Raw genomic sequence first — 17603 nt, 5'->3', positions numbered from 1 at the left:
GGTTCCACACGTACCCATCCCGAACACGACCGTTAAGCCCTCTAGCGCCGATGGTACTTGGACCGAAGGGTCCTGGGAGAGTAGGACGTTGCCAAGCAAAGAACCACTGCCGATGTAATTCGGTGGTGGTTTTTATTTGTTTATAGGACAGAAGCAGTGGGGATACAAGCGTCAAAAGAAGGTAACAGTATTGTTACAGAAAGCAAGTAGGAAATCAGTATAATAGGACTATGTTAAATATGCTAAAAGTACCTGACCACAGAGCTGGAATGTGCAGCTGTGAAAAGGAGGGTGTGTGTGTTAAGTTGGCGGAGACTTGGGCTGTATTCATTTCTAATGATCTGCATCTTGGGTGTGCTTACAGGATGCGGTGATACAGGACCTTCATGGACTTCATATGAAGGCGCGGTAAACGAGAAGAGTTTCCCTGTACCGAAAGTAGCGAATAAATCTGACCAATCCGAAAACAACTCGGATATGGATTATGTTCGATATACATTGTCTGGTATTAGTGAGAGCACCAGCTTGCCCGAAGTATATCTAGACGAGATCAAAAGCTGGGGCTGGACGGAGAAACAAGCCAAGAGTACATCCAATACCTCAAACTCTCTTCATGTGTTTGCTAAAGAGGGACATATTGTACATTTAGCTGTACATGATGGATTCTTTACGCTTATGGTACCTAAAAATGATACTGCGACAACAACAGTGAAATCCCTGGATGATGACGATGAGTAAGATTTTTAGGTTTGATTTGTAACATTGTAATGTTCAGACTATACAAGTTCCCGTATTCAAGCGGGGACTTTTTTATGTTGAGCTCAGATATGTAAATGGGGTATATGCAGAGGTATGGATCGGACTGACTCCTGAAGTGAGAACGAGCGGAGAAACGGGGAATGTAGAGGTTTGCTGCGGAGATGCTCTGATAGCATGTAGATGCTTCGGTGAGATAGTGAAGGCGTATTAGGCTGCTTCTCTGAGGGTGTAGGTACTTCATTTGTTGGTCAAATGCGTTCAATGAATCCAGGAGAAATGCACTGTGATAGGAGTGAGAAGTGAAGATCTGCAGTATGCTGAGCCTCTAAAGCTAAGTTTTTGTCCGAATAAATGTCCTATCAATAAATTAATGGGAGAAGACATGGTATGAAAAAGTGGGGATAACCTTCGTACCCATGCTGTGGATAAAGGGAAGAGAGTATAGAACAAATAAAGGTTATCCACAGTGGATAACCTTTATCAATTGGATGCATGTAGGTAGTTTATGGTTATACGAAAGCCAGGAAATACACTTAAAGACGAAGTAGAGTTATATGGTGTATGTATTGCATATTTACATATTGTTATTTTTGACACATGAGGTTAAGGCTTTTATTGAAGATAGTACGAAACGTCTTGTTCATTTAATTTGATTAATCCGTCTTTGCGTTCACGTGAGAGGAACATGACAACATACAGACGGGGGAAGAGCAGCCACAGATGCCAGAAGATCAGTGAAAGCGTGAAGGACAGGGGCGACCATATCAGACAAACGGTAATGATGCATAATCCAATCCAGCTCATATTCAAATGTACCCTGACAAACATACGATAGCTGAAATGCTGATCCGGTATGTATCCTAACCAAGGCATATGGAAGTTCCAGCGCCAGCGTTTTGCATAAGAGGTGCGGACCAGAAGCAATATGGTTCTGGCAATGACATAATGAATCCAAAGGGTGATCGGCCCTGCCAGCAGGAAAAAGAAGAGGCCAGTCCAGGAGAATGCCAGTAAGTTAAAGAAAAGCATAATGATAGGCAAGCACAGGTAGCTGTAGATAACGCTGCGGGCAATAGCCTTTTTTTTCAGAAGCCGGTACTGATAAAATGTAGCTTTATTCTCCGGTTCGGCGGTCATACGATTACAAATCCTCCTTCTGGGATCACGTTCTTGTTGGACGTATACCTTTTACATGTTTATTTTGTTAATGATCCATATACGATATGAACCCTGGAAGCGCTATAAGGTTATTGTACAAGCATGGAGAAGAAACTTATACAAGTATACCTTTGGGCTCCTTGGCTGTCAGGTTCTGATGTATTATATATCGGCTGAAAATCAAAGTTTTTTTAAGATTATAGAATATAAGTTTTCAGTAGGGGTGAAGGTGTGGCATACAGGAGGCAGGATATCGTAATGGAAACCAGGCTGAATTCAGAAAAGTACGAGCGATAGGCGATTTGTTGAACTTTCGAATCGGTACAGACACCCAATGCACGGTGAACGAATATATATGTTTTATAGAAAGAAAGCACTATGAAAAGGTTTAAAATAATAGAAACTGTGCAATACTGATAGTAAACGTAAAACAAGGTGGGATGGTTGATGGAAGAACACACCGAACACACATGCATTATCTGCGAACAGAAAAAAAGAGAAGGCATTTTTATTGTATCTGAATTTATATGCGATGCTTGCGAAGCAGAGATGGTTCATACCGATGCACAGGATGCCAAATACAATTATTTTATACACCAAATGAAACAAATTTGGGTGCAAAAAAACGCATAATGACAAACTAACCAAGACATCCATTGATGTAGGTGTATCTAGAGGCCCGTGTGGGGCCTTTTTCTGTTTTGTACGGAGAAATGAAGGACAGAGAGGAGAGAAGAGCAGTGGATTCAGCAAAAAGGCTGATATAATAAAGAATGACGGAGAGAAGAAAAAAGCGAAGAAGAGTCTAAGCAGGACTTTTACTTGATTGTCGGAACAAGAGAAGGCGGGCTCAGTAGTGGTCCCTTATTATAGGAAGATTAAGAAGTAACTTGTACCCAAATTTAACGAGTAACAGGAAGGTTATTCTATGAAAAGTAAATCATATCAGGCTCCTTTGTACGAGGCATTGCTCACTTACCAGGAGTCGGGGAATCGTTCCTTTCATGTCCCTGGACATAAGAATGGACAAGTCTATAGAGATTTGATCGAAAAAGCAAATAGGGGGCCGTCTGGGATGTCTGAAGTCGTTCCAACAACGGCATTCCTGGAAATGATGCAGATGGATGTAACGGAGATTTCGGGTACAGATGATCTGCACCATCCCGAGGGGGTTATTCTGGAAGCTCAACAGCTCGCGGCGGATTGTTTTGGGGCTGAAGAGAGCTTTTTTCTTGTGGGGGGAAGTACGGCAGGTAATTTGGCTTTGCTGCTTACGGTCTGTGATGAGCCCAATAGTATTGTACTGGTACAGCGCAATGTACATAAGTCTGTCATCCATGGGCTGATGTTGGCTGGCGCAAGAGCTGTATTTCTGGAGCCATGGGTTGATCCCGTGAGTGGACTTGCCGTTATGCCGTCGGTGGAGACGGTGGAGGCTGCTGTCCAGGCATATCCTGAGGCAAAGGGGGTACTTGTCACTTTGCCGAACTATTACGGCATGGGCGCTGATCTGACGCCCGTAGCCGAGATATGCCACGCTGCTGGCATGCCACTGCTCGTGGATGAAGCGCATGGCGCGCATTATGGGCAGCATCCGGAGCTGCCTGCCTCAGCACTGTCCTGCGGAGCTGACGGTGTGGTGCAGTCGACCCATAAGATGCTGTCTGCCTTCACCATGGGAGCCATGCTGCACGTCCAGGGACCACGATTGAATCGGTCCCTGCTGCGTCAGCGCCTGGCCATGGTGCAGAGCTCAAGCCCATCATACCCAGTGATGGCTTCGCTTGATCTTGCGCGCCGTCTGCTGCATGTGCAGGGCGCGGACACCTTCACGGCTGGGCTTGCCGCCGTGGATGCCTTCAAGCGCGGCCTTGCAGAGCTGCCGCGCTTTCAGCTGCTGCAGCCTGCACAGGCGCTGCAGCAGGAGCCGCCAGCCGAGGCAAAGCCGTCTGCTGGCGATAACGGGGCCGCCGACGCATCGGGGCGGCCATCAACCCTGCCCGCGCCAGCAATGCCATCTGGCGCGGGCTACACCGCTCAGGACCCTTTCAAAGTCGTCATATATGACGGGGCAGGGGTACTGAGCGGTTATGGGCTGCAGCAACAGCTGGAAGCACATGGCTGCGTGCCCGAGATGAGCGACGAACGATACGTCGTCCTGCTCTTCAGTCTTGGCTCGACGATGCAAGACGCCGAGCACCTGTTACAGGCTCTAGAACATATATGCCGAGCTAATGAACAGAGTCAATTACAGACTGAGCCATTGGGGCAGGCTACAACGAATGGGGTGCACTATATTTCCACGTGGAACAATTTTCAACATGGCGCACTTGTTACCTTTTCGGAGCCGATTCCATTCTCACTGCAGCCTGTTCTGGATAAAGACACGACAGAAGTTGCCCTTGAAGACTGTGCAGGTTATCGATCTGCTGAGATGATTATTCCGTATCCTCCAGGAATTCCTCTTATTTATGCCGGAGAGAAAATAAGCGAAGCCGTGATAGAACGTATCCAGCTTCTGAGAGATGAAGGAGCAAAATTTCATGGTGCAGCCGATGCTACTCTTCGGTCTTTGAAGATCATTAACAACTAACTCAGGCTAATTTTGACCTGAAATGAGATAGCGGTATTCATTTATACTATTGAAGACAGCATGTGCTTCTGGACATAAGAAAGAAGGGAATTAACGTTGGATATTCCGTTAAAAAAATATACAGGAATAATCCTGCAAGTCATGCTGATGTATGGCTTTTATTGGATAGGAACCTGGGTGCAATCTATACTGCATCTACCATTAACAGGAAGCATTGTTGGTATGCTGCTTTTATTCATCGTCATTCAACTGGGGTGGATCAGGATTAGCTGGGGAGATGAAGGTTCATCCTGGCTCCAGTCCCATCTGCAATTATTGTTTATCCCGCCTACGGTAGGCATCATTAATCATTTTGATTTCTTTACTGCTAATACAATTCTGCTAGTGCTGGGGCTGACCCTCAGTACATTAGTAACCTGCCTGTTGTCTGCAAAAATCAGTGAGTGGCTTATGGCGTGGAAATCATCGCATCAAGGCAAGAAGGAGGCGAACCCATGTCAACATTCATCATCGGAATGGGAATGATTGCTCTAACACTGGTCTTATATATTCCAGCGACTCACTTATACAAACAAGTGAAATGGCCTATTCTTATGCCTGTATTAACGTCAACAGCAGTCATTGTGGTAATCCTGCTGTTAGCGGGAATCAAGCTGGAGACCTACATGCTCGGCGGAAAGTGGATACAGGATCTTCTGGGCCCTGCAGTCGTTTCATTAGCCTTTCCCTTATCCAAGCATATGGATGTGTTGAAGCGGAATGTCATTCCTATCCTGGGTGGCACGCTTGGAGGCAGTATTGCAGGCATGTTTACCGGAGCATCAGCAGCTCTGCTGCTTGGTTATCCCAAAGAAATCGTGATTGCTTTATTGCCGAAGTCAGTCACTACCCCTGTTGCCATCCAGTTGGCAGATCAGGCAGGAGGAAATGCTTCCTTTACATCCTTGTTTGTGATGATTGCCGGCTTTTCGGGGATATTACTTGGGCCGATGATTTTGAAATGGGCCAGAGTAAACAGCAATAATGCGTATGGGATTGGACTTGGCTCGGCCTCTCATGCACTTGGCATGGCCAGATCCTTCGAATATGGCGAGAATGCTGTAGCATTGAGCTCTGTATCCATGATTGTCAGTGCCATAGCCGGATCATTGTTCCTCCCGTTATGGGTCGTGATCATCTACGGTTGATCTGGCTCCCTCTATTGAAAATATTGGTGGAATAGCTGACCGCTAACGCCTGATCATGTATAGTATTATAGTAAGAAGCTTGTACAACAGGCTAAACTACTTTACCCATGATCATGAACATACACCTCTGGGCATGTAATTTCATAATCTGGAGTAGAAAGATCAAAGTCATATAATTTTCGCAGCATGGAAGATGCAATTATCGACATAGAAAGCAGGGAAGCATATGCAGGGCAGAGGTAAATTCATTACGCTGGAAGGGGGAGAGGGATCCGGCAAAACGACGATGATCAGCCAATTGGGTTCTTACTTTGAGGAACAGGGTATACCTTACGTAGTTACCCGTGAGCCTGGCGGAATTGAGATCGCAGAGAAAATACGTGCCATCATTCTTGACCCTCTTCATACGGCAATGGATGCTCGTACCGAAGCACTGCTCTATGCAGCTGCACGCAGCCAGCACCTGGCGGAGAAGGTGGAGCCTGCGCTGAAGGAGGGAAAGACGGTCATCTGTGACCGCTTTGTTGACAGCAGCCTGGCTTATCAAGGTTATGCACGTGGACTCGGGATTGAGAATGTGTGGGCCATTAATCGGTTTGCCATAGGTGAGCTTATGCCTGATGTTACACTGTATCTGGACATCGAGCCGGAAGCAGGTCTTGCACGTATTGATGCCCATGATGGACGTGAGGTAAACCGTCTGGACCTGGAAAGCCTTGAATTTCACCGTAAGGTTCGGGAAGGGTATTTCCTGTTGAAGGAACAGTTTCCGGAACGAATTCAGGTCATTGATGCTTCCAAGCGGCCGGATGAAGTCGCAGCAGCATTGATTTTGTCGCTGGAGACAGGGATTTTGAAGGATTTTGGCGAGTAATTGTCTAATATATAGACAGGGCATTTCTTAAGTGCTTATTCTAAAGGAGGTTATGCAGGATGAAACTGATTGTTGCGATTATACAGGATAAAGACAGCAACCGATTATCCAGTGCATTGGTCAAAGCAAATTTCCGGGCAACGAAATTGGCCAGTACCGGTGGATTTTTGAAGGCAGGCAACACGACGTTTATGATCGGTGTCGATGATGGTCAAGTCGAGTCTGTAATGAACGTCATTCGCAGCAGCTGTAAGGTTCGTGAACAGCTCGTGACTCCGGTCACACCAATGAGTGGAACGACCGACTCTTACCTGCCGCTGCCTGTTGAAGTTCAAGTCGGCGGAGCTACCGTGTTTGTTCTGCCAGTAGATCGCTTTGAACACTTTTAATGAATCATTTTGCGTGAATGATGTGAAATGATTTTCTATCGTCCTTGGTGGCTTATATGCGTCCTTCTTGATATCAGGAAACGGCGCTTTCCGTCCGAAATGAAGCAGTCCCTTCAGTGGATGTTCCTTTCGGGCGGAAGTTGACTATCAAGCAAGTCAGTGGTGGGATGTTTTTCTACCATTATATATAGAGCTTCGTACAGCTTATACAAGGCATCTTCCACGCACAGGCGCAGCGCGCACTGTGCTGATGGTCGATGGCCTACTATGATAGAAAGCGGGCATATCCATGAAAATCAATCCTGGATTCAGACCGGTGCAGAGTGGAATCAATTCTACTGATTCCAGTTCCAAACCGGTCCAATCCAAAAGTTTTTCTGACATGATGAATCACCAGGGCGAACGGGCCTCACAAGCGGAGCTTAACCGCCGGTTAAGTGAAATCCAGATGCAGGGCGATCGCTTGGCACGTTCCATGACGATTCGTGAGCTGAAAGCATACAAGCAGCTTGTCAAAAGGTTTCTGGAGGAAACCGTTCGTCGCGGTGTATCCATGAAAGAGACAAGAGGATGGGACCGACGGGGCAGAGGCAAAAGGTACAAGTTAATAGACGAAATCGACTCAGCTCTTTTGTCCATGGCAGACGAACTGCTGGAAACGGAAGAGGGCAAAATCACGTTATTACAACAAGTAGGGGAAATTCGGGGAATGCTTATTAATTTAAGCTTCTGAGGAGGAAGTATGTCCTTTCAACAAATTATGGGTCAGCAGGCGGCGAAGCAGATGTTGCAGAGTAGTTTGAGACGCCAGGCGATAAGCCATGCGTATTTGTTTAGCGGGCCATCCGGCAGCGGGCAGCTGAAGACAGCCGTCACATTTGCCAAGGCCATATTCTGCACTGAGCTTGAAGATGATGCCTGCGGACAGTGTCTTGAGTGCCGTAAAGTGGAGCATGGCAATCATCCTGATTTAACGATGCTTGCCCCAGATGGAAACAACATTAAAATCGATCAGATTCGGGATCTGCAGCGTATCTTTTCATATCGCTCAGAGGCTGGACATCCCAAAGTTTATATCATAGAACAGGCTGAAAAAATGACCGTACAGGCGGCTAACAGCCTGCTGAAGTTTTTGGAAGAACCGCAGGTGCCCGCGGTGGGCATTTTGATTACCGATAATGGACAGGCAATGCTTCCGACCATTCGTTCACGATCACAGCTTGTTCCTTTCAGTGCGCTGAACCCGGAAGAAATGCTGCAAGCTTTGATTGCGGAGGGACACCCTGCCAATCTGGCACGTTCGGCGGTTCATTTGGCGTCAGGATTGGAATCATGTAGAGAAATTCTCCAGCAGAATTGGTTTGCAGAAATTAGAAACGTAATGTTACAATTAGGGAAGGAGTCCCTGGGTAGAGGGAGCACATCATTGATCTCTGCACAGCAGAAGCTTTTTAAAACCGGACTCTCAGAACATCTGGATATTATGCTTAGTCTATTCCATTTATGGTTTAGGGATATGCTGTATGTCCAGCACGGTAGGCATGAACATATCGTTTTTATAGATCAGTTGGACATGCTGTCTCAATTGGCACATACCCGCAGCACGGAGCAGTGGGTCTCCTATATGGATTTGGCCGCAGCATGCAGGAAAAAATTGCGTTTCAACGTCAATGGCCAGCTTTGTCTGGAGCAATTTTTGATCGGTTTGGCATAAGGCTGGGAGAGGACACCATTCATATGCAAACGGTTATAACTTCGGCGGGTTCCCTAAGAAGACAGGGCTTCAGACGAAGTGGGATTGGCTTACAAGGGGGTTAATTTTTTGTACAGTGTAGTGGGTGTCCGTTTCAAAAAAGCGGGCAAAATTTATTACTTCGATCCCCTGGACCTTCCCATTGAGAAAGAAAACTGCGTTATCGTGGAGACAGCGCGGGGGGTAGAGTACGGTAAGGTAGTTGTTGGCAAGAAAGAAGTAAGCGAGTCCGATGTGGTGCTGCCGCTCAAAAAAGTCATTCGGGTTGCTGGAGATACAGATGCCCGTGTGGTGGATGAGAACAAGCGTGCAGCCAAAGAAGCTTTCGGTACTTGTTTAAATAAAATCAAAGACCATGGCCTCAAGATGAAGCTGGTCGATGTGGAATTTACGTTTGATCGCAACAAGATCATTTTTTATTTTACAGCTGAAGGAAGAGTCGATTTCCGGGAGCTGGTCAAGGATCTGGCAAGCATTTTCCGGACACGGATCGAGCTGCGGCAGATTGGTGTACGGGATGAAGCCAAGATGCTTGGAGGGATCGGACCTTGCGGCCGTGTGTTATGTTGTTCTTCCTGGCTGGGAGACTTTGAGCCGGTATCAATCAAGATGGCTAAAGATCAGAGCCTGTCACTGAATCCGACGAAAATTTCAGGGTTGTGCGGAAGACTCATGTGCTGTCTGAAATTTGAGCATGATAACTATGAAAGTGTGAGAGAAGAACTGCCGGCTGTAGGCAAGTTGGTCGTCACCTCTTTGGGTGAAGGGAAAGTTGTCGGCATCAATGCCGGTAATCGCACAGTCCATGTTCAACTGTTCGACATCAGTAAAGTCAAAGAACTTCCGCTGGATGACGTCGTTATCAAGTAAACCATAAAGGTTGCTTCGGGGTGGAAACTTGGAAAAGAAAAATCTGTTTACGCACATTCACGAAATGGAAACCCAATTGGGTCAGTTGCACAGTGATTTAGGAGAGTTAAAAATGATTGTGAAGGAGCTGCTTGAAGATAATCAGCGGCTTACGATTGAAAATGAGCAGCTACGCAAACTGCTCAAGCGTGAAGCTCCGGCAGATCTGCCTGTCCCATCTGCACTGGCTCCAGCCGCTAGACCAGCAGGTCCGGCGACAGGTGAAGATGTGGTAGGTGAAGGATATGATAATCTGGCCCGGCTGTATCACGAAGGATTCCATATCTGCAATGTCTATTACGGACATTTGCGGACGGAAGGCGATTGCCTGTTCTGCCTGTCTTTTTTGAATAAATGAAGTGACCGTAGGGAAGAGCCCCTACGGTTTTTTTTCAAGGTTTCAAACCTAAACTAAAGCTAAGATGAGATATAGAGTACCGGAGGATGAACGTACCATATGACAGCTAATGAAGCTAGTGAAGTCGTTTTACATGAGTCAGAACGGATTGATGATCTGCTCTCTCATGATTTGAAAATTATCCAAAGTGATGAAGTATTCAGTTTTTCCATGGACGCGGTATTGCTCGCTCGATTTGCTTCTGTCCCGAAACGTGGTCGTGTGCTCGATTTATGTACAGGGAATGGAGTCGTTCCCATTCTGCTGACAACGCGTACCCAGGCGAAACTGGAAGGAATCGAGATCCAGCCCCGACTGGCGGATATGGCAAGGAGAAGTGTACAGCTGAATGCTCTGGATCAATCCATTACCATTCATGAGGGTGATCTGCGGGAACTGGTGAAAGAAACAGGACATGCTGTGTACGATGCAATAACAGTGAATCCACCTTATATGCCGCTGAACGGAAGTGACCTCAAGATGAATACACACCAAGCCATGGCCCGTCACGAGTTAGGCTGTACATTGGAGGAAGTCATTCAAGCCTGCAATCGTCTGGTACGTAATGGAGGTAAAGTATCCATGGTTCACCGTCCACAGCGTTTGGGTGAGATTATCTCTCTGATGAGAGAGTACAAGCTTGAGCCGAAGCGGATTCGAATGGTGCACCCACGTGCTCACCTCGAAGCCAATATGGTGTTAATCGAAGCCTTGAAGGATGGTAAACCAGAAGTACGAATGCTTCCACCACTCATTGTCTACAATGAAGAGGGAACCTATTGCGATGAGATTATGGATATTTATTACGGCTCACAACATACGCCACCAATGTCGAAAGGGGGAGAGTAAATGACACTGCATATTCAAAAAAGCTATGCTGAAGCACATGATGGCATGGGGAAGTTATATTTGGTTGGGACACCGATTGGAAATCTGGATGATATGACATTTCGAGCAATTAAGACATTACAGAACTGCGACATAATTGCTGCAGAGGATACAAGGCAAACCCGAAAGCTGCTGACCCATTATGAGATTACACCTCCCATGTTATTTAGTTATCATGAGCATAATAAGGGGGCAAGTGGTCCTGAACTGATACGCTATATAATAGAAGGAAAAAATCTGGCGCTGGTCAGCGATGCTGGTTTGCCGGCCATTTCCGACCCGGGTTCTGATCTGGTACAACTAGCTATAGAAGCCGGAATTACGGTCATTCCAATCCCTGGTGCCAATGCAGCATTGTCTGCCTTGATCGTATCCGGACTACCGACGGAACGCTTCACGTTCGGCGGCTTTTTGCCGCGCGAGAAAAAGGATATGCGAAAAGTGCTGGAGGCTTTTGACGAATCCAATGGTACATTGTTGTTTTATGAGTCTCCACATCGCATTCGCAAAACGTTAGCGTATCTGGAAGAGATTCTTGGCGATCGTTCCGTTGTACTGGCCCGAGAGCTGACGAAGCGACATGAGGAGTTTGCACGAGGCAGTGTACGGGAATGTATGGACTGGCTTGAGGAACATCCACCACTAGGTGAGTACTGTCTGCTTGTGGAAGGCATCAAAGAGGAGGAGCGGAAGGCAGAACGTGAAGCTTGGTGGCAATTAATGTCCTTGGAGGAGCATGTAAGTCATTATGAGAATGAAGGGCTCAACCGTAAAGATGCAATGAAGAAAACCGCGACAGACCGTGGATTAACAAAGCGTGATGTATATAATGCGTTGATCTGATCCTTATGATTACACCAAACAACTCTTGAATAGGGGAACATAACCTGAAAAGTACCTTATTGGAAAGCTTAATGAAATATTAAATGTCATAGGGCGGTGCAAAATATTTTTTGAATTTTTCACCGCTTTCCGATTTAAGGTGAACTGCTCCATGATGAGTCGGATAGGGTAATAAAAAAAAAGACCTTCCAACGGTGGGGTTCACACCGGGAAGGCAAGTAAGGAATATAAAAAGGTTAGAATTAACAATTGAATAAGTCCATTATACCTGATTTTTTTTATTTTGTCACAGGTGCAGGGATTTCGGAAATACATTCGTTACAAACAATTTTACCTTTGAAGTATGTCACGTTCTCAGCGTTGCCACAGAAGATACAAGCTGGCTCGTATTTTTTCAACATGATGCGCTCACCGTCAACATAGATTTCCAGAGCATCCTTTTCACCGATACCCAGTGTACGGCGCAATTCGATTGGAATAACTACCCGTCCCAGTTCATCTACTTTTCTAACAATACCTGTTGATTTCATCATTATAATCAGTGCTCCTCTCAGCTAACTATCATTGTCATTATTCGACATTATTTTATGTTTTATGATACTCATCATACCAACGATTCCCAAAACAGTCAACCTTAAAATTAGCTTAAAATTAAGGCTGTTTTTGATAAGATTACGGGTGGTAAGGGATTGGGAGCGATTTTTCACATTTAAACATCAATGGCAGGTTTGTCGATTTGGAAAACGTTAAAAGTGCTTTATTCGACAAAATTCGTCATTCTATGTCGAATTATCGGGCGGAATAAGGCTGGAAGCGACAAATAGAGATTAAATATAAGGGAGCGAAGCGACATGGAACAGCGATTAACGGAAGAAAAAGTGTTTAAAGATCCGGTACATAATTATATTCATGTGCAAGATCCGATTATATGGCAGTTGATCAATACACCAGAGTTTCAGCGATTGCGGCGGATTCGCCAGTTGGGCACTTCATACCTGACTTTTCACGGTGCAGAACACAGCCGATTCTCACACTCGCTTGGTGTTTATGAAATTACACGGAAGATCATCTCCCAATTTGAAAGAAGTCACTATTCCGATTGGCCTAAGGAGGAGAAAGCAGTCGCCCTCTGTGCAGCCTTGTTGCATGATCTAGGCCATGGACCGTTCTCTCATTCCATCGAAGAAGCCTTCGACATGAATCATGAAGACTGGACCTGCCGGATTATTCTGGGTGATACCGAGGTTGGGGCGATCCTGAGAAGGTATGCTCCCGATTTCCCAGAGAAGGTAGCCTCTGTTATTCAAAAAACATATGAGCAGCCCATTGTCGTAAATCTGGTCACTAGTCCACTTGATGCAGATCGGATGGACTATTTACTGCGGGATGCTTATTTTACAGGTGTGAACTATGGAACCATCGACCTTGACCGCATCCTGCGGATGCTTCGTCCATATCACGGAAGAATTGTGGTCAAGGAATCGGGAATGCATGCGGTGGAAGATTATCTGATGTCGCGCTATCAGATGTATTGGCAGATCTACTTCCATCCGGTAACCCGAAGTTCCGAGATCATCTTACGACAAATTTTTAAGCGGACCAAAGAGCTGGTGAAGCAGGGTTTCAATTTCCGCTTTATGCTTGAGCCATTGCCGCAGCTTTTTGAGGGTACACTCTCAGTTGATGAATATTTGCAATTGGATGAAGCACTAGTACAGACAGCATTCATGCAGTGGCGCAAAGAAAACGACCCTGTTCTGAGTGAGTTGTGCGAACGTTTTATGGATCGCAGGTTGTATAAGTATGTAGAGGTTGAACAGATCGATGTGGAGACGATTGAAGAAATTCGGACTGCCTTTGCCAAAGCAGGTCTGAATCCTGAATATGATCTGGAAATTGATTTTCCGACGGATCTTCCGTATGATGTTTTTCGTCCAGATGAATCAACAGACAAACAGATTTTGCTGCTTGATCGACAGGACAAGTTACATGAATTGTCCGAGGTGTCAGACATTGTTCGTTCAATCAGCGGAATACATCGTGGAAAGCATCATCTGTACTATCCACAAAATAAGGTGGATGCGATCATTCACGAGCTGCCGTCTCATATACGTCCCTATTTCTCATGATCATGAGGTGCAAATTTTTTACAATTTAGCTATGAGAGAAAGAGTTTCTAATTAGAGATGTTCTCATGATACAGTAATCTGCTTTAATGGAGAGTATATGTAGATCGACATAATTTTGTAATGTACACTTTTTTTGAAATGTTGGACTTATGAAGTCTCCTATATATAGTAGAAAGTTATGCTTTTGTAGTCCATATATGGTACTTCCAGAAAATCAAATGAGATGAACAACATTTGCGGATTTTAAATATTTGTTTGGAACAATAAACAGTTATTCGACAGGAAGGGAGAAATAAACATGATGTTATTCGACACACATACACACCTGGATGCACCGCAATTCGACGAGGACCGCGAGGAGATGATACAACGTGCAGTGGATGCCGGGGTTGGCCGCATGATCAATGTCGGTTTCAATCGGGAGACCATTCCTTCTACGATGAAACTTGCTGAAACATATGATTTTATATATGCTGCTGTAGGCTGGCATCCACAGGATGCCATTACGATGCAGGACGGTGACCTCGAGTGGATTGCGTCTCTGTGCAAACATGAGAAAGTAGTTGCCATTGGTGAGATTGGCCTGGATTATTATTGGGACACTTCACCAAAGGATGTACAGCATCGTGTATTAAGACAACAGATCGGACTAGCTCGTGAGCTTAATATGCCGATTGTCATTCATAACCGGGATGCACATGAGGACATTGTGAAAATTTTGCGCGAAGAGAAAGCCGGGGAAGTCGGAGGTGTGATGCACTCTTTCTCAGGAAGCTGGGAAACAGCAAAACTATGTCTGGATCTGGGGTTCCACCTATCCTTTGGCGGGCCGATTACGTTCAAAAATGCGAAACAGCCCAAAGAGGTACTGGCGAAGGTGCCAATGGACCGTTTTTTCATCGAAACAGACTCCCCATATCTAACACCACACCCTTATCGTGGAAAACGAAATGAAACAGCGCATGTACGTCTGGTTGCAGAAGCAGCTGCGGAAATTAAAGGCATTTCGGTAGAGGAAATTGCTGCAATAACAACCAAAAATGCCATGGAACGATTTGGGATTCGTTAAAAAACGAAGCAAAACCGGTGAAAAAGAGAGGTAGACGGAGCGAATTTGCTTTTTGATCCAAATAAATGAAGAATATTACAATATTTTAACCAAATATTTAGAAAAACGTACTTGAACAACGCTTTACAACATGCATCGAAACAGGATATCATCTTTTCAGTGAATTGTTGTGCGGAAAATTGGACAGATGTTCGGGGGATGAACAAAGGGACACTTTCCGATGACACAACAATACTTTCATGAACCGATCTCGCTGAGTCTCCGTTAACGGAGAGCGGGGGAACCAATAGGGCTTAAACATCAGCGAAAGCAGCTGATGCGCATCGTTCGCTGACCCAAAAGCAGTGAATGCATTTGCGAAGCGCTATTTGATTTCTTCTTTGGGTCTCGGGGTGAATTCAAGGGCGTCCGCCATGAGCGGGTGACCGGAGATAGGGCGGCTCTCTTTCGCCCGAACCCGACAGCTAACCTCGCAAGCGGAAAAAGAGAGGCAACCTCGTGCATGAATTTCCGATATTCAAAACCATTCGGAAGCCACGAAAGAGTTCCTCTTACACTCTTTCTTTGGCTTTTTTGTTTTTTGAATAAAAGAAATAGGGTCGTCATACGGTAAGTATTCAGGTGATGACATCATGTTGCGAAGAGCGGTTCATGGTGCAGAACCGGTCATTGAGATATCGACCTGTGTTCTGTAGAAAATTTGGTATAGTCGCGTCAAAGACATCATGCATTACTTTAGACGGCGAGGCTATGAAGGAGGACGGAGAAGTGGGCACATTCCAACCAGAAGAGACCCATGAGTCACGATCATCCAGTAAGTCTTACGCGTTGCGGTGGAAGCATGAGAACTTGCGTCAAATGGCACTGATCGCTATTTTCTCAATCGCACTTACAATCATGATCTTGTTAGTCGTTTACGGTCAAGCCGGAAAACAAATTTCACTGGTTATTGATGGCAAAGCTCAAGCGGTAGAGACTCGTACAGGAATGCTTCAAGAAATGCTGGAGGAGCAGTCAATCACAGTCAGCCCCCATGATGAGGTATCGATGCCTTTGAACGGAGCAATCGCAGATGGAGACCGCATTGTTATTGAGCGGGCCGTTCCAGTCAACATTACGGCAGACGGAGACACCAAGACTCTGTATACAACCGATTCATCGGTAGAAGATGCAATTCAGAAATCGGGAATTGAAGTTGCCAGTGAGGATAAAGTCTATCCTTCGCTCACAACACCAATCAAAGCAGATATGAAAATTCGTGTAGTGCGTGTAACAAAGCGTACAGTGGATGTGGAACAGCCGATTGCCTACAAAGTGATCAAAACGGCTGACCCCAGCTTGTACACAGGCGATAATCGTGTCATCGTAAATGGTAAAGAAGGTACACTTGTACAGCATATCGAAAAGGTGTTTCAGGATGGAGAATTGGTCTCCAAAAAGATGGTGGGCAAGTCGGTCTCGACCAATCGTGTCGATAAAGTGATCGCTGTCGGAACCAAAGCCAAACCTGTTGTGAAAGAGCCGGAGATTCAGACGGTTTCGGCACAAACTTCCACAACCAAAAAAACAGCAACAACGAACTCGAAGAAAACCGCTGCATCAGGCAGCAAAGTGATTACCGTCTCAGGCACTTCTTTTAAATATTCCAAAGTACTTAAAAATGTATCGATGACTGCTTACTCCTCTGAGGAGCCTGGCATTGGTACAAAAACAGCTTCCGGTACCCGGGTGACCGAAGGACGGACCATTGCGGTCGATCCAAAGGTGATTCCGATTGGCTGGTGGGTGTATATCGAAGGCCTCGGCTTCCGTCGTGCGGAAGATACAGGCGGTGCCATTAAAGGCAACAAAATCGATGTGTATTATGACAGTGTGAAGCATGCCCTGAATTTCGGACGTAAGAAAGGCAAAACGGTATATGTAATTGGTCCGGTGAAGCCGGAAGCGAACTAAAATCGTTTTACTTTGAATGGGGAATGCTATAAAATAGTTGCATGAATGATTCATGCGGAATATGCGGCGGCGGAGTCTGAAGAGGCTCGCCGCCGTTTGGCAGAGAAGAGGATATTCCTCTTCTTTTTGCGTTAGAAAGGAAGAAATGGAACATGATAAAAGAAGTCATCGTGGTAGAAGGCCGCGACGATACCGTAGCCATCCGAAGAGCCGTTGAGGCTGATACAATAGAGACTGGCGGATCTGCCATCAACCAGCGTATCCTGAAGCGAATTGCACTTGCACAGGAGAGACGAGGCGTGATTGTACTTACCGATCCGGATCATGCAGGTGAGCGGATTCGCAAAATCATTGCGAATAAGGTCCCTGGCTGCAAACATGCTTTCATTCCGGAGGCTGATGCAACCCGCAAAGGAGACATTGGGGTCGAGAACGCCTCGCCTGAGGCAATTCGTCATGCACTGGCTCGTGTCCATACCTCGTATGAAGGTGCACCGAGCCTGATCGATTGGGAGGACTTGATTGCAGCAGGACTGATCGTACACCCACAGGCAGCCGCAAGGCGCATGGAAATGGGGAATCTGCTGGGCATAGGCTATTGTAACGGCAAACAGTTTTACAAGCGGCTGAGTGTATTCCAGATTACTCGGGAAGAGTTCTCTGCAGCATTATCGCAAATTGAACGTGAAGGATTGTGAGCGT

19 protein-coding genes, 1 rRNA gene and 1 riboswitch are annotated in these 17603 nt (G+C 45.9%); of the genes, 18 read left to right on the top strand and 2 right to left on the bottom strand.

What is annotated here, in order from left to right:
• Both rrf and HP552_RS05920 read left to right on the top strand, forming a co-directional pair.
• Positions 1-97, top strand: a 5S ribosomal RNA gene (rrf, locus tag HP552_RS05925); the annotation flags it as partial.
• 239 nt (positions 98-336) lie between these two features.
• A complete protein-coding gene (locus tag HP552_RS05920) occupies positions 337-738 on the top strand; it encodes a hypothetical protein (RefSeq protein ID WP_175394649.1) in 402 nt (133 codons plus the stop codon).
• Between the two features lie 633 nt (positions 739-1371).
• Here HP552_RS05920 and HP552_RS34855 read toward each other — a convergent pair.
• Entirely contained in the window at positions 1372-1896 is a 525-nt protein-coding gene (locus HP552_RS34855; RefSeq protein ID WP_246310772.1) for a hypothetical protein, read from the bottom strand.
• 468 nt (positions 1897-2364) lie between these two features.
• Here HP552_RS34855 and HP552_RS05910 point away from each other — a divergent pair, with 468 nt between their 5' ends.
• The 12 genes from HP552_RS05910 to rsmI all read left to right on the top strand — a co-directional run bounded on the left by HP552_RS05910 (position 2365) and on the right by rsmI (position 11750).
• The gene (locus HP552_RS05910) at positions 2365-2550 is read left to right on the top strand and encodes a sigma factor G inhibitor Gin (RefSeq protein ID WP_095293335.1); all 186 of its coding nucleotides are present in this window, start codon (positions 2365-2367) and stop codon (positions 2548-2550) included.
• 295 nt (positions 2551-2845) lie between these two features.
• A complete protein-coding gene (locus tag HP552_RS05905) occupies positions 2846-4510 on the top strand; it encodes an aminotransferase class I/II-fold pyridoxal phosphate-dependent enzyme (RefSeq protein WP_175394642.1) in 1665 nt (554 codons plus the stop codon).
• A 96-nt stretch (positions 4511-4606) separates the two neighbouring features.
• Positions 4607-5035, top strand: a complete 429-nt coding sequence (locus HP552_RS05900) for a CidA/LrgA family protein (protein ID WP_175394641.1) — start codon at positions 4607-4609, stop codon at positions 5033-5035.
• Entirely contained in the window at positions 5005-5697 is a 693-nt protein-coding gene (locus HP552_RS05895) for an LrgB family protein (protein ID WP_175394640.1), read from the top strand. Before HP552_RS05900 ends, HP552_RS05895 begins: the two co-directional genes overlap by 31 nt.
• Before the next feature lie 226 nt (positions 5698-5923).
• Positions 5924-6571 carry a dTMP kinase gene (tmk, locus tag HP552_RS05890; protein WP_175394639.1) on the top strand — a complete coding sequence of 216 codons (648 nt, stop codon included), beginning with the start codon at positions 5924-5926 and terminating at the stop codon, positions 6569-6571.
• A 59-nt stretch (positions 6572-6630) separates the two neighbouring features.
• Positions 6631-6960, top strand: a complete 330-nt coding sequence (darA, locus tag HP552_RS05885) for a cyclic di-AMP receptor DarA (RefSeq protein ID WP_017691391.1) — start codon at positions 6631-6633, stop codon at positions 6958-6960.
• A gap of 289 nt (positions 6961-7249) precedes the next feature.
• Complete coding sequence (locus tag HP552_RS05880) at positions 7250-7693, top strand: YaaR family protein (RefSeq protein WP_175394638.1); 444 nt, start codon at positions 7250-7252, stop codon at positions 7691-7693.
• Between the two features lie 9 nt (positions 7694-7702).
• Positions 7703-8674: a DNA polymerase III subunit delta' gene (holB, locus tag HP552_RS05875; protein ID WP_175394637.1), complete on the top strand. Its 972-nt coding sequence runs from the start codon at positions 7703-7705 to the stop codon at positions 8672-8674.
• Between the two features lie 108 nt (positions 8675-8782).
• Positions 8783-9583 (top strand): PSP1 domain-containing protein, encoded by an 801-nt coding sequence (locus tag HP552_RS05870; protein WP_175394636.1) that lies wholly within the window; start codon positions 8783-8785, stop codon positions 9581-9583.
• Between the two features lie 28 nt (positions 9584-9611).
• The gene (yabA, locus tag HP552_RS05865; RefSeq protein WP_175394635.1) at positions 9612-9980 is read left to right on the top strand and encodes a DNA replication initiation control protein YabA; all 369 of its coding nucleotides are present in this window, start codon (positions 9612-9614) and stop codon (positions 9978-9980) included.
• A gap of 99 nt (positions 9981-10079) precedes the next feature.
• The gene (locus HP552_RS05860) at positions 10080-10868 is read left to right on the top strand and encodes a tRNA1(Val) (adenine(37)-N6)-methyltransferase (protein ID WP_175394634.1); all 789 of its coding nucleotides are present in this window, start codon (positions 10080-10082) and stop codon (positions 10866-10868) included.
• Positions 10869-11750, top strand: a complete 882-nt coding sequence (rsmI, locus tag HP552_RS05855) for a 16S rRNA (cytidine(1402)-2'-O)-methyltransferase (protein ID WP_175394633.1) — start codon at positions 10869-10871, stop codon at positions 11748-11750. It begins immediately after the preceding gene.
• 278 nt (positions 11751-12028) lie between these two features.
• On the opposite strand, the gene HP552_RS05850 is transcribed toward rsmI, so the two are convergent.
• A complete protein-coding gene (locus HP552_RS05850) occupies positions 12029-12283 on the bottom strand; it encodes an AbrB/MazE/SpoVT family DNA-binding domain-containing protein (RefSeq protein ID WP_024633700.1) in 255 nt (84 codons plus the stop codon).
• Positions 12284-12601: 318 nt separating this feature from the next.
• On the opposite strand from HP552_RS05850, the gene HP552_RS05845 reads away from it, so the two are divergent.
• From HP552_RS05845 to rnmV, 4 genes are all read left to right on the top strand, one after another.
• A complete protein-coding gene (locus tag HP552_RS05845; protein WP_175394632.1) occupies positions 12602-13879 on the top strand; it encodes an HD domain-containing protein in 1278 nt (425 codons plus the stop codon).
• Positions 13880-14177: 298 nt separating this feature from the next.
• Positions 14178-14948, top strand: a complete 771-nt coding sequence (locus HP552_RS05840) for a TatD family hydrolase (protein ID WP_175394631.1) — start codon at positions 14178-14180, stop codon at positions 14946-14948.
• A gap of 241 nt (positions 14949-15189) precedes the next feature.
• Positions 15190-15443, top strand: a riboswitch (cyclic di-AMP (ydaO/yuaA leader).
• A 273-nt stretch (positions 15444-15716) separates the two neighbouring features.
• Positions 15717-16901 carry a resuscitation-promoting factor gene (locus tag HP552_RS05835; protein WP_175394630.1) on the top strand — a complete coding sequence of 395 codons (1185 nt, stop codon included), beginning with the start codon at positions 15717-15719 and terminating at the stop codon, positions 16899-16901.
• A 152-nt stretch (positions 16902-17053) separates the two neighbouring features.
• Positions 17054-17599, top strand: a complete 546-nt coding sequence (gene rnmV, locus HP552_RS05830; RefSeq protein WP_175394629.1) for a ribonuclease M5 — start codon at positions 17054-17056, stop codon at positions 17597-17599.
• The last annotated feature ends 4 nt before the right edge of the window (positions 17600-17603 follow it).

Source organism: Paenibacillus xylanilyticus (assembly GCF_013359935.1).
Classification (GTDB): Bacteria; Bacillota; Bacilli; order Paenibacillales; family Paenibacillaceae; genus Paenibacillus; species Paenibacillus xylanilyticus.
Note: the sequence above shows the minus strand (reverse complement) of the source record. Positions and strands in the feature narration are given on the sequence as shown.

Excerpts from the sequence above, each read along its gene's own strand:
- HP552_RS05920 (WP_175394649.1), top strand. The coding sequence starts at position 337 with ATGATCTGCATCTTGGGTGTGCTTACAGGATGCGGTGATACAGGACCT.
- rnmV (WP_175394629.1), top strand. The coding sequence starts at position 17,054 with ATGATAAAAGAAGTCATCGTGGTAGAAGGCCGCGACGATACCGTAGCC.
- HP552_RS05905 (WP_175394642.1), top strand. The coding sequence starts at position 2,846 with ATGAAAAGTAAATCATATCAGGCTCCTTTGTACGAGGCATTGCTCACT.
- HP552_RS05840 (WP_175394631.1), top strand. The coding sequence starts at position 14,178 with ATGATGTTATTCGACACACATACACACCTGGATGCACCGCAATTCGAC.
- HP552_RS05860 (WP_175394634.1), top strand. The coding sequence starts at position 10,080 with ATGACAGCTAATGAAGCTAGTGAAGTCGTTTTACATGAGTCAGAACGG.
- HP552_RS05845 (WP_175394632.1), top strand. The coding sequence starts at position 12,602 with ATGGAACAGCGATTAACGGAAGAAAAAGTGTTTAAAGATCCGGTACAT.
- holB (WP_175394637.1), top strand. The coding sequence starts at position 7,703 with ATGTCCTTTCAACAAATTATGGGTCAGCAGGCGGCGAAGCAGATGTTG.
- HP552_RS05850 (WP_024633700.1), bottom strand. The coding sequence starts at position 12,283 with ATGATGAAATCAACAGGTATTGTTAGAAAAGTAGATGAACTGGGACGG.
- HP552_RS05880 (WP_175394638.1), top strand. The coding sequence starts at position 7,250 with ATGAAAATCAATCCTGGATTCAGACCGGTGCAGAGTGGAATCAATTCT.
- tmk (WP_175394639.1), top strand. The coding sequence starts at position 5,924 with ATGCAGGGCAGAGGTAAATTCATTACGCTGGAAGGGGGAGAGGGATCC.
- HP552_RS05910 (WP_095293335.1), top strand. The coding sequence starts at position 2,365 with ATGGAAGAACACACCGAACACACATGCATTATCTGCGAACAGAAAAAA.
- darA (WP_017691391.1), top strand. The coding sequence starts at position 6,631 with ATGAAACTGATTGTTGCGATTATACAGGATAAAGACAGCAACCGATTA.
- HP552_RS34855 (WP_246310772.1), bottom strand. The coding sequence starts at position 1,896 with ATGACCGCCGAACCGGAGAATAAAGCTACATTTTATCAGTACCGGCTT.
- HP552_RS05895 (WP_175394640.1), top strand. The coding sequence starts at position 5,005 with ATGTCAACATTCATCATCGGAATGGGAATGATTGCTCTAACACTGGTC.
- rsmI (WP_175394633.1), top strand. The coding sequence starts at position 10,869 with ATGACACTGCATATTCAAAAAAGCTATGCTGAAGCACATGATGGCATG.